We start from the raw sequence: 15156 nt of genomic DNA, 5'->3' as shown, positions 1-15156 counted from the left end.
TCATTCAACATATATAAGGGGATTAGGGGAATTTTCAGTTAATGTGTTTCATAATTAAACAAATACTTCCTTTCAACTTCAGGTTATACTAAAAGGACAAAGCAGTAGAAAAGGGGGCAAACCGTTGAAACTTTATACGAAAACCGGGGATCAGGGTCAAACAGGCTTGATCGGCGGAAGAGCTGATAAAGATGATGTGAGAGTAGAGGCGTATGGAACGCTAGATGAGGCGAATAGCTTTATTGGACTCGCGCATGCAAATTTACGGCAGCATGGCGAATTGTTTCAGGATCTTTTGTCAGAGCTGATTGTTATTCAGCATGAGCTGTTTGACTGCGGCGGTGATTTGGCAGCAGTCAAACCACGTAAAGAAGGCAAATTAACAGAAGCCTCTGTGACAGTCCTTGAGAAAAGGATGGATGTCTATGTAGAAGAGGCCGCGCCGCTCACCAAGTTTATTTTACCAGGCGGTCAGGAAGGCGCTGCTCTCTTACATGTGGCGCGGACAGTCGTCAGAAGAGCCGAGAGGCATATTGTGACGCTTGCAAAACAGGAGGAGATTCCCGCCGCTGCGCTCACATACGTAAACCGTCTATCCGATTATTTATTTGCAGCCGCTCGAATCGTGAATTATCGGCTTGGTGAAGCTGATGTTGAATATGAACGAAGTGCCGATGTGTTTCGTTCTAAATAAGGAAAGCACTCTTCATAGAAGAGTGCTTTTTTATTAGGTTCTGCCGCTTAGTCTGAGCATTGTTACGACTCTAGTCGCAATCAAAGATCAATCTGTGACACGTTTTGCCGGCTTTCTTTTTTGACTATAGTTAAAGCAAGGAGCAAGAAAGGAGGCATGAAGATGAAAATAACAAGTAAAACCATTATCGGTTCAATTTTATTGTTTGTCGGTTTATCCATCTTCTTTGGTGGTTCATTTGGTGGACTGATCCCGGTTTTGATTGGGGCAGGCCTCATCTATGTAGGTGTTAAAAAATACGAAAAAGGCAGTAAAACCTTAGGTGTCATTCTAGCAGTCATTGGTGTATTGATCGTCGTGCAATTTTTGCCGTTTATACTTGGCATCGCATTTGCAGGGGTACTTCTTTATTTTGGCTGGTCGATGATCAATGGTGAATCTACCAAAAAATCATCAAGCAGAGCATATATGGAGCCAAACACGGCACCTAATACGGAAGAACCGCTTCACACGTCTTTTGATCAAGAATGGGAAGACTTTTTAAAGAAAAAATAAAAGGAGGAACATCAAATGGTATTAAGAAGAGTAAGAGATATGTTTGTTGCAACTGTCAATGAAGGCTTAGATAAATTGGAGAATCCGCGTGTCATGCTGAATCAATACGTTCGTGATATGGAGGATGATGTTGCGAAAGCGAAACATGCCATCATCAAACAGCAAACGATTCAGCAAGGCTTCCTGCGCAAAGCAGAAGAGACGGAAGCATTTGCTGAAAAGCGAAAGAAGCAGGCCGAGCTGGCATATCATGCGGGAGAAGAGGAGCTTGCACGAAAAGCGCTCACAGAAATGAAGTATTTTGAAGAAAAGCACAACGAATATCAGGAAGCCTACCAGCAATCTGTGAAACAATTGAAAGAGCTGAAAGAGCAATTGCAGCACTTAGAAACGAAGCTGCGTGATATAAAAGACAAGAAGCAGGCACTGATTGCAAGAGCCAATGCCGCACAGGCAAAGCAGCATATGAATGATTCCATCAATAAAGTAGACAGTGAAAGTGCATATAAAGAGTTTCTCCGAATGGAGAACCGTATTGAAGAAATGGAAACAAAAGCAGGCAGCTATGCACAATTTGCGGATCAAGGTGCATATGCTCATTTAGATTATGCCGACGAGGTTGAAAAAGAATGGCAGAAGCTGAAGCTCGAGAAAAAGCCTGAACAACAGCAAGCAAACGTATAGAGATCGCATCGGAAGAAAAGCAGGCTTTTTCTTCCGATATTTGATTTCTTTCTGTTTCGCTTTTCCTTATAATGAAAAGGTCAGAAGATAAAGGGATGGTATGAATGAAGCGATTAATCGGTCTAATTTGTATACTTGTAGGTATCTTTTTAATGATTGGCATGCTTTTCAAAAATGAAGATCTCTTTCATTTAAGTTTTTCCCGTGAAAAACCAGTGACAAAAGCTTCAGCGAAAAAAGAGGAGATTGATCAATTAGATATTTCTCTTTCTGGGTTTCGCGTGAAGGTAAAACCTGAAAATCGTTCCGATATTTCCGTGACTGCTGTCAATGGAAAAGGGAAAATGTATGCGGAGCAAACAGGCGGTACCTTTAAAATTCGCGCTGAAAATAAAAGCTTCTTGTTTTTCACTCAATTTGAAAAAGGAGAGCTTTTAGTTAAAATTCCAACAGATTATCATAAAAATGTGAAGATTACGGGTGGAAGCGGAGTCAGCGAGATGAACGGAGAAGGAAAGCTGTCCCTTCAAGATGTGATACTCAAATCAACGAGCGGAAACCTCACAGCTGAGAATTTCTCAGCCAAAAATGTGGAAATCAAAGCAACCTCTGGCAGGCTGGCAGTGTCGCACATCGATGCGAAGGATAGTGATATTGGGGCAACTTCAGGGCGTGCCGATATTAATGATGTCAAAGGCGAGCTGCAATTGGGCATGACAAGCGGCCGGTTGACAGCAAGTTTTGATACAATTGAGTCACCTGTCTCCTTTCATATGACATCAGGGAGCGCGAAATTTAATTTGCCAGATGACGGAGATTTCAACGTTCAGGTGAAAAAAACAAGTGGAAGCGTCGATCACTCGTATGACTTTGATCAAGTGGATAGTGAAGGTCGAGGCTTTACAGGTACGCGGGGGAAAGGGACACATTTAGTCGATATTGAAATGACAAGTGGTAACCTCAAGCTGCGGTAATGAATGAAAGAAAGGAAGGAGGCGAGTCAACTGCGTTTTACAAGGAATCAAATTTTAGGCATCATTGTCGTGATATTTGGTATTAATTTATTTCTCAAAATTATTGGGATCGGAGCAGATTTGTTTTGGCCTGTGTTTTTTGCGCTGGCGGGTTATTGGCTGCACTTACGATCCAAACGTTGGCTCGGTTCAGTTTCCTATATTTTTGCCGGCTTTCTCTTCTTAAAATTTCTGCTCAATATTACATTTAGTTTAACAGGTTACTTATTTGCGGCCTTTTTGATTTATGCAGGCTATCGCTTATTGAAAAATAAACCTGTTTTTGATGTCGATAAAAAGGAAACATCAGACGACGGGAAGCCTTCACTGAAAGTCAATCTTGAAAAAAAGGACGATCAGAAGAAAACAAAAAGCCAGACAAAGCCGCGCAAAGAGCATGACTTTTTTATCGGTGAAGTCAGGCTGATGAAAAAGCCGTTTCAATTAAGTGATTTGACGATTTCAGGTTTTATTGGCGATGTTAAAATCGATTTATCAAAGGCGATCATCGCAGAAGAAGAGAGTACGATCGTGATTAGCGGGCTGATCGGAGATGTGGATATTTACGTACCGCAGGATATTGAAGTATGTGTGAGTGCTTCCGCCGCGATTGGTGATATGAAAATCATAGATGAAAAAAGAAGCGGGTTCGGCAGTAAAGTGTACGTGATGACCAACGATTACGATGAGAGCAAACGAAAAGTGAAAATCTCCATCTCTCTATTGATCGGAGATGTGGATGTGAGATACTTATGAGGAAATTCCATTTAGGCCTCCAGTGGCAATCTGTTCGTCTTGGCGTCGGTATCTCGCTCGGTGTTGTGACGATGACGACACTGCCGATGTTTTTTTATTATCAGCTTGATCCGATGATCCTGCTTTCTACCCGCTGGTTTGGCATACCGTTTTTTTGTATTTTACTCATCGTTAGTCTTGCGATTGGGATTTCTGCCGGGAGTGTATTTGGCTATCAGCATAAGAAGCGCCTCGATCAGCTTGTAGAGTCGATTTTGAAATTTGAAAATGGAAACTTTGCATACAGACTGCCGTCTCTTGGCGACGATGAAATTGGCTTAGCCGCCGATCAATTAAATGAAATGGCGAAGCGGGTGGAAGGGCAAGTAGCCTCTTTGCAAAAGCTTTCAAATGAACGGGCTGAATGGCAGGTTCAAATGAAGAAATCGGTCGTCTCAGAAGAGCGGCAACGGCTTGCACGAGAGCTCCATGATGCGGTCAGCCAGCAGTTATTTGCGATTTCGATGATGACTTCAGCTATTCTTGAAGGCATGAAGGAAAAGGATGAAAAGATATTAAAGCAAATGCAGCTTGTCGAACGAATGGCTGGCGATGCACAAAATGAGATGCGTGCTCTTCTGCTTCATCTAAGACCGATCACGCTAGAAGGAAAAGACCTGAAAAAAGGCTTAATTGAGCTGCTAAATGAATTTCAAGCAAAGCAGCCGATTGATATTGATTGGGAAATCGAAGATGATGTTCCGTTATCTAAAGGAGTAGAGGACCACCTCTTCAGAATTGTGCAAGAAGCCCTGTCTAATGTATTTAGGCATGCAAAGGCGACAAAGGTAACTGTGCGCCTGCTCATAAGAAACCGGCAAGTGCAGCTAAAGATTATTGATAATGGTATCGGCTTTCAAACAGACCATGTGAAGACAGCCTCCTACGGACTTGAATCGATTCGAGAGAGAACAAGTGAAGTAGGCGGTGTCGCAGAGATTATGTCATTTGAGGGAAAAGGCACACAAATTGATGTGAAGGTTCCCATTTTTGATGAAGGAAAAGGAGAGAACGTTCGATGATTCGAGTGCTTTTAATCGACGATCACGAAATGGTGAGAATGGGTCTTGCGGCCTTTTTAGAGGCGCAGGCTGATATTGAAGTCATTGGTGAAGCGTCAGATGGACAAAAAGGTGTAGAGCTAGCCGTTGAATTAAAGCCAGATGTGATTTTAATGGATCTTGTCATGGAGGGGATGGATGGCATCGAAGCAACGAAAAGAATTTGTCAGGAAATTGAAGATGCCAAGATTATCGTTCTGACGAGCTTTATTGACGATGATAAAGTCTATCCAGTGATTGAGGCGGGTGCTTTAAGCTATTTATTAAAAACATCCAAGGCAGGAGAAATTGCTGATGCCATCAGATCTGCAAGTATCGGCGAACCAAGACTTGAATCAAAAGTGGCTGGAAAGGTCATGAATAAACTCCGTCATTCATCAAATGGGTCCATCCTTCACGATTCATTAACGGCAAGAGAAATGGAGATCTTGAAGCTGATTGCGGATGGGAAATCGAATAAGGTCATTGCCGAGGAATTATTTATTACAATTAAAACGGTGAAGACCCATATTACCAACATTCTTTCCAAACTTGATGTGGAAGATCGAACGCAGGCGGCTGTGTATGCGCACCGTCATAAGCTGATTCAATAAAAAAACAGCTTTCAAGTGAAAGCTGCTAGAACATGCGTAAAATTAGTCCTTCTGTCCTGTGATCGGACGTTCGGATAGTTGATGGAGCTCAGGAACTGGAAAAGCCTCCTGCTCCTTGGCCGGTTTTTCTTCCAGGGTTTTCTTCATTTCGGATAAAAGCTTTACGCTCTCCTTTGCTGCTGCCGCTTTTTTTTCCTGCAAATCAATGATCTGTGAAAGTCCGACGAATAATCCGCCTCCCAACAGAAGGAGCGCAGGGGTTTGTCCATAATAAACCACGATCAAAAATGTGCTTGAAAAGCTGTCGGCTTCAATGAAGAAATCTTCTTTTGATTGCGTGAATACAACGATTAACAGAAGTATCCCTAGAATCAAAAATAGAATGCCGGCCGAAAGTAAAGCTCGTTTCATGATTGACACCCTTTTTTTCTTACCATTTTAACATACTCTATAAAGATTGTGTTGCGCCCTTAGTCCCGAAGTCACGGATTTTCACATTTGCTTTGTAACGAATGTCCGATTCACTAAATATTTCATCCCAATGCTTCGCTTCTTTTCGAAAGTCCTTTGGATACGCAATACTCGCTTTTTGATAAAACCCGCAAATATCTGCTTTGATCTCATGCTGTAATTCCCCAATGAAATCTTTTACGTTTTTCTCTAATCGACGCTCCACAACACCTTCAATCTCTTGGAGATACTTTTCATTAAATGCATTTTCCCGCTCATTCCAATCCTCAGATAATCTTCCTTCAAGCGCCACTGACACATTAAATTGATATTTTCCGCTGGCTTTTTTATTCGTTTCAATGTTGTGTTTCAGTTTAAAAATCTCAAAAGAATAGATGCTGTGATCATATTCAAATTCAATGACTCCGCCTTCTCCGTCTCCGGTCAACAGGTTATACGACTGCACGGCTAACGGAGAGATGTTGGTGAGAAATCGTCTGTTCTTTATAATAGAGGCTCCGTCCAGCATTAATTTCCCTTGATCCACACCGACTTTCGGAACAGCAAAAGATACGTTGTTTTGCATAGCAGAAGAAATATCTCCTAATGAAGCGGGCTTGAGCATACGTATAGTCGATTTAGTATTCCTAGAAATATCATATAATGTAGAAGAAGCTGGCTGTCCATCGTCATTGATTTTCAGCAAGTCCCCAGGCTTCTCAGAAGTCATAAAGACAAGGCTTCCTCTCCGTGTTTCATTGTCGCGAATAAATTGATTAATGACGAGGTCGAAATTATTCTCATTGATGAGCTCCTCAGAAAATAAATACACCCTCAGCTGCTGGGCGAAAATCCGGTGACTCTTGAGCGTTGTTGTTCGGAATATTTGATGTACGGAATCACCACTAGTTTCAATAATCTTTGTTGGGTCTTTTACGCTGGATTCTTGCTCAATTTTTTGGGGAACAAGGACTTGCATAGATATTTTAAGCTTATGACCGTCATCTCCTTTATCTAAGCCAAAACCAATCGCCATGTTGAGCTCCTCAATATTGGTACTATCCCAGCATCCACTTAATAGAACAAGGGCCAGGTATGCAAAGGCCGCCTTTTTTTTCATGCTGCTTTCCGCCTCCTTTTAAAAAACACGATGATAAATAAGAGAAACGGGAGGATGCCGAATAAAAGGAAAAATAAATGGTTCACATAGGTTAAATAATCACGCACTGTATCAACATCCTTTGGGAAAACGGCGGCAAAGTAGATGACAATTCCCATCAACGCGAGCACGATCTTTTTTGGTAATTTTGTTAGTTTGGATACCCCCATTGCAGCAAAAAACGTATATCCTACAAAGCTCGTATAAAGCTGAACAAGCCAAACGATAAGCAAAAAAGATTCAATTCGCTCAATAAAAATCCCCTGTATATCGAACGATTGAAATAAAGCAATCGTCGGCCAAGTCAACGTCGCAGTTTCTTTCACGGTGAACGCACCAACGACAAGAATATAGGTGAAAATATAGATGATCGCAGGAATCAAAAAGCCGATTGCGCCATAAGCAAAGGTGTGTTTTTGCGTGTTCATATAGACAGGCATAAACAGCATCATTTCAATGCCGACAAACGAAATGGCTGATGCGTTAAGGGATTTGAAGACAGGGGAGAATCCCTCTCCTAAAACAGGCCGGAGGTTATCTAACTTAAATTCTTGAACACTGAGTCCATATGCAACAAATAAGATAATCAAGGTCACAATGAGGAAAAAAGGGCACAGTCTGGCAAAATCACCAATCCCGCCGACTACGAGATAAAGACCAACCAAAATAAAGCTGATCATTGTCACCGCTACAGGTGTGTTTTGAAGCAGAAAGAACTTCACCATTTCTGACATAGCCCGTACTTCATAGCTGGCAACGCCAAGAAAATAAACAATAATGAGCAGGTTAGCAAGAGCACCAATCCACTTTCCAAGCCCCTCATTTGTATAATCATAGTAAGAGGAGAAGGGGACTTTTTTCATCATAAGGACATTCACAAAAATAAATACAATGTAAATGACGCTCATGAGTAAGAGTGCAATCCAGCCATCAGGTGTAGTTGCAGCCTGTGCCATTGCTCTGGGCAGAATCATCATACTTGCACCTAATGTTGTATTGGCAATAATGGCACTTGCCTGATAGCTGGTGATCGACTCTTTATGATTGACCATATCGTTCTCCTTTCTTTTGATTTTTCAAAGGCAATCGAATGATGGAATTGTCTTCATTTTTATAGCTGAACACAAAGTCTGGCGAAAAATAAGGCGTACCAAAACTTTTTTGCCGTGTTAAATGGGTAAGGAGAACGAGCATGAACAGCACAATCCCATATAAACCCAAGGTAGCTGCCGTAAACATGGACACAAAGCGGAGCACGCGGAACGACATGCCCATCCCGTATTGAGGCACAGTAAAGGAAGCAAGGGCAATCACACTGACGATAATCACCATAATCGAGCTCACAATATGAGCCTGAACGGCCGCCTGCCCAATGACGACTCCGCCTACAAGTCCAATCGTTTGACCGAGCGGATTTGGCAGCCTTAAACCAGCTTCCCGCAGCAGCTCAATCGTTATCTCCATGATGAGTGCCTCCACAATAGGCGGAAAGGGGACATTTTCTCTTGTACTTGAGATCGAAATAGCCAGTGTTGTTGGTAAAAGTCCTTGATGGAAGGACACAAGCGCAATATAAATGGCTGATAAAAATAATGTCAGAAAGATAGAGGTAAACCGCAGCATACGAATGAGAGAGGCGGCGATCCACCTTTCATAATAATCATCAGGTGATTGCATAATCGTCGCGAGAGAAGCAGGTACAATTAACACAAAAGGTGAATGATCAACAAAAATGGCGACACGTCCATTATTTAAAGCAGATGCCACTTTATCCGGCCGTTCTGTGTTTTGGATTTGCGGGAAAGGCGAGTACACATTGTCCTCAATCAGTTCCTCAAGAACACCAGAATCTTGTATATCATCAATCGTGACCTGTTTGAGCCTTTTTTTCACTTCTTTTAAAACAGACGATTGAGCCATACCGTCAATGTACATGATGGTCACTTGGGTGTACTTTTTTTGACCAATTTTCATGTCGACGGTTTTAAGATCGGGGTTTTTCAAGCGCTGCCTCACAAGAGCTAAGTTCGTATCTAAATCTTCAATAAAGCCAATTTTCGGGCCTCTCACAATTGTTTCAGAGGTAGCATCACCTATACTGCGTTTCTTCGTTCCATGCGTTTCTAAAATATACGCATGCTGAAATCCGTTAATCAGTACCACACAATGCCCTTCAAAAATCGCATCGACCAATTCCTCGGTGCTCTTCACAGAACGGGTGGTCATCATCGATAAATTGGATTCCAGCTTCTCTTTTGTGAGAGACGTATGATCTTGTAGAAGCAGCTTTAAAAAGGTTTGAATCTCCATCGTTTCGTTCATTTCTTTTATGTATAAATAGTAAACCACCTGTCCGTGAGGCAGTGTTTTTTTCTCATGGACCAAATCGTCCATTTCTTTTAATTGTGGAAGGATGACGGAGAGATTATCGTATAAGTGCTCTTTTAATGGAGTTTGATTCATTTGGATCACCCGCCTCAAATCTTTTTCTTAGCATTACCTGCTTGAAAAAACAATATTCTGTGTTACATTATTTTGTGGTAAAAGAAAGAATGAGGGTTTTGGAGGAAACAAGATGGCACAGATTCGTTTAGCAGGAACAAAAGAGGAGATCGACCGTATTCTACAGTCGTTTGACAAGCATTATGAGGTGACCTATACATCAAAGGATTACGGAAAAACGAACCCAAAATACAAATATTCGAAGGATGTACGCGTTTATATTGAACTAAAATTAAAATAAAGATAAAATTTTAATTGAAAACGCTTAAAGGATTTTCGTTTTTTGTATAGAATAGAGTTGAGTGATGAGAAGCTATGGAGGGATACATAATGACAGAATTTAGAATCGAAAAAGATACAATGGGCGAAATCAAAGTGCCGAAGGACAAGTTCTGGGGTGCACAAACACAACGAAGCAAAGAAAATTTCAAAATCGGTTCTGAGAAAATGCCAAAGGAAGTTGTGAATGCGTTTGCAATTTTGAAACGTAGCACAGCGATTGCGAACGAACGACTTGGCAACCTTGAAAGCGAAAAAGCAGAAGCAATTGCTGCTGTATGTGATGATATCATCAGCGGAAAGTATGACGAGCATTTCCCGCTTGTTGTTTGGCAGACAGGCAGTGGAACACAAAGTAACATGAACATGAACGAAGTCGTTGCAAACAGAGCAACTGCTTACTTGAAAGATAAAAATAGCGAGTTCAGCATTCACCCGAATGATGACGTTAACCGCAGCCAAAGCTCAAATGATACATTCCCAACGGCTATGCACGTGGCAGCTGTTTTAGCTGTGTACAAAAAATTGCTGCCTGCAATTGACCAGTTAAGAACAACTCTTGATGAGAAAGCAAAAGCGTATCAAGAGATTGTGAAAATCGGCCGTACGCACTTGCAGGATGCAACACCGCTGACAGTTGGCCAAGAGATTAGCGGCTGGGTATACATGCTGGATCGTTCAAAAGAAATGATTCTAGAATCAACTGAAAAAATGAGAGAATTAGCCATTGGCGGAACTGCTGTTGGTACAGGAATTAACGCACATCCTGAGTTCGGTCAATATGTTGCTGAGGAAATTAGCCAGCTGACAGGTCAAACTTTCAATTCTTCACCAAACAAATTCCATGCGCTGACAAGCCATGATGAAATTACGTATGCACACGGTGCCTTAAAAGCACTTGCAGCTGATTTAATGAAAATTGCCAATGATGTAAGATGGCTTGCAAGTGGTCCTCGCTGCGGAATTGGTGAATTGATCATTCCTGAAAATGAGCCGGGAAGCTCCATTATGCCAGGAAAAGTCAACCCAACACAAAGTGAAGCTTTAACCATGATTGCAGCGCAAATCATGGGGAATGATGCCACAATCGGTTTTGCGGCAAGCCAAGGAAACTTTGAGCTGAACGTATTTAAGCCAGTCATCATTTATAACTTCCTGCAATCAGTTGAACTACTTGCTGACGGCATGAACTCATTCCATGACAAGTGTGCAGTTGGAATCGAACCAAACCTTGAAACGATTGAGAAAAACTTGAACAATTCATTGATGCTTGTGACGGCACTTAACCCGCACATCGGATATGAAAATGCAGCAAAAATTGCGAAGCTTGCGCACAAAGAAGGATTAACACTAAAAGAAGCAGCACTTCAATTAGAGCTGTTAACTGAAGAGCAATTCGAGCAATTTGTGAAACCAGAGGAAATGGTGACACCGAAAGCAAAATAAGAAACCAGGGGCGGCCGCCCCTGGTTTTTATGTGGGAAAGATATTTGAGGTGAATAGTTGTGAGAACAATAAAGACAAGATTTATTAGATGGCTGCGGACACGTGATGTTGAATTCTTTCAAGTAATGTCCCCAGATACGGAGGAGTCAGCTTTTTTGTTATATATTGATCAAAGACGGCCCGAGGGTGTGAATCATATTGATATATTTTTGATCTCTCATTTTGAGCTGTCAGAAGAGTCGTATGAAGATGTTCTAAGTTTCAATAACGATATGCTAGGCTTTAAACCAACCTGTTCGTATTGTATGGACACACTGTCGATAGAGGAAGAATTTGAATTTGATTTTCCTTGTGACATGCTTGCTGTTCAAAGATATGTAGATGACTTACTAAATAGAGTTCAAGCCAGCAAACTTCCTGAACTGACACATAAGGATTTTGATTTTTTATCACAACAATAAACCCAGGGCATCCCCTGGGTTTTACAAATGATCCTCTTTCAAAATACGCAAAAGTGAATCAGAATTGGTTTGAAGCGGTGCATATAATTTCAATTGGTACAGCATGCCTTTCACGATGACTTGTCTTGGTTTTTGTTTGTTTAATTCATTTTCCAGGATGCCAAGCGCTTCAAATAACTCAGGCTCGTCTTTCACTTCATAGTGTGCTTCAGCAATCTCTCTTAATTCCTTTAAAAGAGATTCTGTGAGCGGATCGAATGACCGTTCATAAATTGGGCCAAACCAATCGCTCGCTTGATCTACAGAAATGAGAGGAAGATCATTTCGCTTCATCATACCGCCCATCAAATCATCGATACGATGAATCATGGTTTTGGCAAGCTCTTCTGCTTCCAGCTGAAAATCATATAAAATGGCAAGCTCGAAATAAACGTGGCTCATGCCCTCAATCGTCAAACATAAATCAGCCATATAAGGAATAGCAGCGTCTCCATACACTTGTTTAATGTTATCGATGTGAAGCTGGATGGTTGCAAGCCTAATTTGTTTTGCGAGCTGCTGCGTTTCTTCATTCAATGGAAGCGCCCTGTCGCTCAGCTGCATTTTAATAAAATCCTTTTGCTGCAAAATATTATCGTAATAGACAGTGAGCTGTTTGCGGTAGGCTTCTTTTGGTGTGCCGCCCTCTGTTTGAACCTCATGAATCCGGGTAAATACCTTATCATAATAGTAGTGAAGGATCGAAATGAGCAGTGCTTCCTTTGATTTAAAATAAAGATAAAAAGCACCCTTTGACATGTGGCATTCATCTGCAATTTCCTGAACAGACGTTGTGTTATAGCCTTTGCTGGCAAATAATTTCATGCCAGCCTCAATGATCATTTTTTCTTTCTTTTTCAAAATGAATGTCATCCTTTCTTACCGAGAGACAAATGTCTTAGGAAACGTGCGCAAAGAGATGTGACTTATCGGTCATAAACGACGAAAGTTTTCAAAAATTAATCAGATTGTAACTTGTTTTTTACAGTGTAATTCTTTATATTATAAAGTAAGGTGACCAACTGGTCAAAATATGTGAAAGGATGATGTTCCATGAGAGAAATCGATGATATGATTAGACGCCTGCGAACAAAAGGGATTCAAGTAGAAAAAGTCAAAATGCCGAAAGAGACAACCATTGAAAAGAAATGGATGTATCAAGCTGGCAAAAAGATCAAAGCCACATACCGTGATTTCAATGGGTATTCATTCATCTAAAAAAGACTGCGGTCAAAAACCTACAGTCTCTTCTTTGGAACCATAATTGTATAACGTACACCTAGATCATCATTTTCAATAGATATGGACGCTTGATGCATCGAAAGAATTCTTTTGACAATGCTTAATCCAATACCGAATTCGCCCTTTTTTCCCTTACTAAAAGGCTCGTATAGGTTGGACAGCATATGTTCTTCAATTGGAGGACCGTCATTACGAATGACAATGCGGATTTGATCCTCTTCCTGTTTCATCTGAATATCAATCTTACTTTTTGCGTACCGAAGTTGATTTTCTAGTACATTCTCAAATAATTTGCTCCATTGTTCTGGATCGCCTTCAAGAGCAGCCTCATCATCTAAGTCCACGTTCCACTGCAATTCATTTTTCGACCAGCGTATTCGGTCGACCACTTCCAGCATCGTATTACTGAGTAGGAAGGAAGAATGTGCGGGATGTTGTTTTGATAAATAATCAAGCTTTGTTAAGTACAGCAGATCCTTGATTTTCTTCTCAAGCTTTTCCGCTTCACCTTCAATGACTTCCACCGTTTGTTCAAGATCTCCCTTAGGAAAAATACCATCTTTAATGGACTGCGTGTAGCCGCGGATGACCATGACAGGTGTTTTTAAGTCATGTGAAATATTCTGCAAAAGTGTCCGTTCTGTTTCATCTTTTTGAATGAGTTTTTGTCTCATTTCTTCAATGGTATGACCAAGTTTGCCAATTTCATCTTGCCGGTCAACGATGACAGGGTCATCCCAGTCCTCTTGGGCAATCCGTTTGACGTGCTTTTCAAACGCAACGATTGGTCGGGATAGATAGCGGGCAAGCCAAATCGATGGAATCCAGCTTAGTAAAATAACAGTGCCTAAGATAAAGATCAGCTGTTTAAACAGCGTAAAGGACAGGTCATCTCGATAAGAATCTGGTGCATAGGACAGAAGAATATATTGTGTATTGCCTGATGATACCTTTTTGATGACAAAGAAGATATGCTGGCCGTTCACCTCTTCAGAATACCGTTTCGTTGCGCTTTTCTGTTTTTTCACAAACGATTGGATTTTCTCAATAAAGGCATGCGGAAAAAACTGCGCCATTTGATCTAATTCATCTGATGGGATCAAAATGTGCTGCACGGAGCGGTTTTCCGGTGTCGATTTTGGCGAGCCGTCTCGGTTCAATGGATATTCTGTCAGCACTTGCTGTTCATTTTCAATATTTTTATAAATTTCATTTGTGAAGAAGTCACGTAATGTATTGGAAAATAGAATAATCAGGACAATGGAAATGGTGAGCAAAATGCCAGAGATCACGACCCAAATTTGAAAAGCGAGCGGTTTGTTCTTCATCCTTTAAGCATCCTATAGCCAAATCCATAGATGGTCTCGACCTTTAAGTCGGGCATTTTTTTGCGCAGCCGTCTGACAAGGTCATCCACCACACGATCTGTCCCGAAGTAATCGTGTCCCCAAATCTTGACGAGGATATCTTCACGAGAAAAAGCATGTCCCTGGTGATGTGTAAATAAAAGCAGCAAGTCAAATTCCTTAGAAGTTAAGTTAATGAGCTGTCCCTCTTCATAGACCTCTCTTACATCCTCATGAATGACATAAGAAGAAACTGAAGTGACGCTTTGCTGCGGTGTATCGCTGTTTTTATACACAAGCTCCAGCAGCTTTTGAACCCGAATGATCAGTTCACGCGGAAGAAACGGCTTCGCAATATAATCACTGCTTCCCAGCTCTAAACCGAGGACACGGTCGATATCTGCATCCCGGGCTGAAATGAAAATGACCGGTACGTCAGGTGATGCGGCTTTAATTTCTTTTATGAGGGTATAGCCGTCTGTATCAGGCAGCATGATATCTAAAATCCATAGATGCGGCGGCTTGTTCATTGCCTCGCGTGCCGCTTCTCCGGTTAAAAAAGAGGAGACATTCCAACCTTCACTCTCTAAATATTTGGTTAACAGTTCATTTAAATTTTGTTCATCTTCAACTAAATAAATGGTGTACGACAAAGTCTTCCACATCCTCTCAACGTCATTATAACGGGATACGAAGGCGGCATGTCAACAATCACACGCTTTTTTCACAATTTCACATATTCTTCTCATCATTATCCCATAATGTTTGATTATGATAAGGTCAAGGGAAAAAAGGGCATAGACAAAAGGCGGGTGAATAGGTGCTTTTCATCAATGT

At 41.3% G+C, this 15156-nt stretch carries 18 protein-coding genes; 11 read left to right on the top strand and 7 right to left on the bottom strand.

All coding sequences use genetic code 11. The features are described 5' to 3' along the window. The first annotated feature begins 124 nt into the window (after positions 1 to 124). From MHB66_RS15510 to MHB66_RS15480, 7 genes are all read left to right on the top strand, one after another. On the top strand, positions 125 to 694 hold the full coding sequence (locus tag MHB66_RS15510) for a cob(I)yrinic acid a,c-diamide adenosyltransferase (protein WP_046313236.1): 570 nt from the start codon (positions 125 to 127) through the stop codon (positions 692 to 694). Positions 695 to 856: 162 nt separating this feature from the next. Beyond that, positions 857 to 1249, top strand: a complete 393-nt coding sequence (locus tag MHB66_RS15505) for a membrane protein (RefSeq protein WP_041115718.1) — start codon at positions 857 to 859, stop codon at positions 1247 to 1249. Positions 1250 to 1264: 15 nt separating this feature from the next. Further along, positions 1265 to 1933 carry a PspA/IM30 family protein gene (locus MHB66_RS15500; protein ID WP_024423427.1) on the top strand — a complete coding sequence of 223 codons (669 nt, stop codon included), beginning with the start codon at positions 1265 to 1267 and terminating at the stop codon, positions 1931 to 1933. Between the two features lie 104 nt (positions 1934 to 2037). Beyond that, positions 2038 to 2907, top strand: coding sequence for a DUF4097 domain-containing protein (locus tag MHB66_RS15495; RefSeq protein WP_041115720.1), 870 nt, complete (start codon positions 2038 to 2040; stop codon positions 2905 to 2907). Positions 2908 to 2910: 3 nt separating this feature from the next. Further along, on the top strand, positions 2911 to 3702 hold the full coding sequence (liaF, locus tag MHB66_RS15490; protein WP_198527488.1) for a cell wall-active antibiotics response protein LiaF: 792 nt from the start codon (positions 2911 to 2913) through the stop codon (positions 3700 to 3702). After that, complete coding sequence (liaS, locus tag MHB66_RS15485) at positions 3699 to 4763, top strand: two-component system sensor histidine kinase LiaS (RefSeq protein ID WP_034280874.1); 1065 nt, start codon at positions 3699 to 3701, stop codon at positions 4761 to 4763. The genes liaF and liaS overlap by 4 nt, the downstream gene beginning before the upstream one ends. Next, positions 4760 to 5395, top strand: coding sequence for a response regulator transcription factor (locus tag MHB66_RS15480; RefSeq protein ID WP_024423423.1), 636 nt, complete (start codon positions 4760 to 4762; stop codon positions 5393 to 5395). Before liaS ends, MHB66_RS15480 begins: the two co-directional genes overlap by 4 nt. Positions 5396 to 5437: 42 nt before the next feature. Here MHB66_RS15480 and MHB66_RS15475 read toward each other — a convergent pair whose 3' ends face one another. Genes MHB66_RS15475 through MHB66_RS15460 form a run of 4 tightly spaced genes read right to left on the bottom strand, consistent with a single transcriptional unit; the run spans position 5438 to position 9467 of the window. Further along, the gene (locus MHB66_RS15475; RefSeq protein WP_034280872.1) at positions 5438 to 5806 is read right to left on the bottom strand and encodes a hypothetical protein; all 369 of its coding nucleotides are present in this window, start codon (positions 5804 to 5806) and stop codon (positions 5438 to 5440) included. Between the two features lie 37 nt (positions 5807 to 5843). Continuing rightward, positions 5844 to 6965: a Ger(x)C family spore germination protein gene (locus MHB66_RS15470; protein WP_046313239.1), complete on the bottom strand. Its 1122-nt coding sequence runs from the start codon at positions 6963 to 6965 to the stop codon at positions 5844 to 5846. After that, entirely contained in the window at positions 6962 to 8056 is a 1095-nt protein-coding gene (locus tag MHB66_RS15465; protein ID WP_046313241.1) for an endospore germination permease, read from the bottom strand. Before MHB66_RS15465 ends, MHB66_RS15470 begins: the two co-directional genes overlap by 4 nt. Continuing rightward, a complete protein-coding gene (locus tag MHB66_RS15460) occupies positions 8043 to 9467 on the bottom strand; it encodes a spore germination protein (RefSeq protein WP_046313244.1) in 1425 nt (474 codons plus the stop codon). Before MHB66_RS15460 ends, MHB66_RS15465 begins: the two co-directional genes overlap by 14 nt. 112 nt (positions 9468 to 9579) lie before the next feature. On the opposite strand from MHB66_RS15460, the gene MHB66_RS15455 reads away from it, so the two are divergent. The 3 genes from MHB66_RS15455 (at position 9580) to MHB66_RS15445 (ending at position 11692) form a co-directional block, all read left to right on the top strand. After that, the gene (locus tag MHB66_RS15455; protein WP_003213147.1) at positions 9580 to 9747 is read left to right on the top strand and encodes a YvzF family protein; all 168 of its coding nucleotides are present in this window, start codon (positions 9580 to 9582) and stop codon (positions 9745 to 9747) included. Between the two features lie 89 nt (positions 9748 to 9836). Then, positions 9837 to 11231, top strand: a complete 1395-nt coding sequence (fumC, locus tag MHB66_RS15450; protein WP_024423418.1) for a class II fumarate hydratase — start codon at positions 9837 to 9839, stop codon at positions 11229 to 11231. Positions 11232 to 11386: 155 nt separating this feature from the next. Then, positions 11387 to 11692 (top strand): hypothetical protein, encoded by a 306-nt coding sequence (locus MHB66_RS15445; protein WP_231293930.1) that lies wholly within the window; start codon positions 11387 to 11389, stop codon positions 11690 to 11692. Positions 11693 to 11713: 21 nt separating this feature from the next. Here the strand turns inward: MHB66_RS15445 and MHB66_RS15440 are convergent, their stop codons facing one another. Next, positions 11714 to 12592 carry a TetR/AcrR family transcriptional regulator gene (locus tag MHB66_RS15440; protein WP_034280864.1) on the bottom strand — a complete coding sequence of 293 codons (879 nt, stop codon included), beginning with the start codon at positions 12590 to 12592 and terminating at the stop codon, positions 11714 to 11716. A 192-nt stretch (positions 12593 to 12784) separates the two neighbouring features. On the opposite strand from MHB66_RS15440, the gene spxO reads away from it, so the two are divergent. Then, positions 12785 to 12949, top strand: coding sequence for an anti-adapter protein SpxO (gene spxO, locus MHB66_RS15435; RefSeq protein ID WP_003212782.1), 165 nt, complete (start codon positions 12785 to 12787; stop codon positions 12947 to 12949). Between the two features lie 20 nt (positions 12950 to 12969). Here the strand turns inward: spxO and MHB66_RS15430 are convergent, their stop codons facing one another. Both MHB66_RS15430 and MHB66_RS15425 read right to left on the bottom strand, forming a co-directional pair. After that, positions 12970 to 14301: a HAMP domain-containing sensor histidine kinase gene (locus MHB66_RS15430; protein WP_034280863.1), complete on the bottom strand. Its 1332-nt coding sequence runs from the start codon at positions 14299 to 14301 to the stop codon at positions 12970 to 12972. Beyond that, complete coding sequence (locus MHB66_RS15425; RefSeq protein WP_034280861.1) at positions 14298 to 14972, bottom strand: response regulator transcription factor; 675 nt, start codon at positions 14970 to 14972, stop codon at positions 14298 to 14300. The genes MHB66_RS15430 and MHB66_RS15425 overlap by 4 nt, the downstream gene beginning before the upstream one ends. Positions 14973 to 15156 lie beyond the last annotated feature (184 nt).

The organism is Bacillus sp. FSL L8-0167 (assembly GCF_038630295.1).
Classification (GTDB): Bacteria; Bacillota; Bacilli; order Bacillales; family Bacillaceae; genus Bacillus; species Bacillus safensis.
This window is presented reverse-complemented; position numbering and strand designations above follow the sequence as displayed.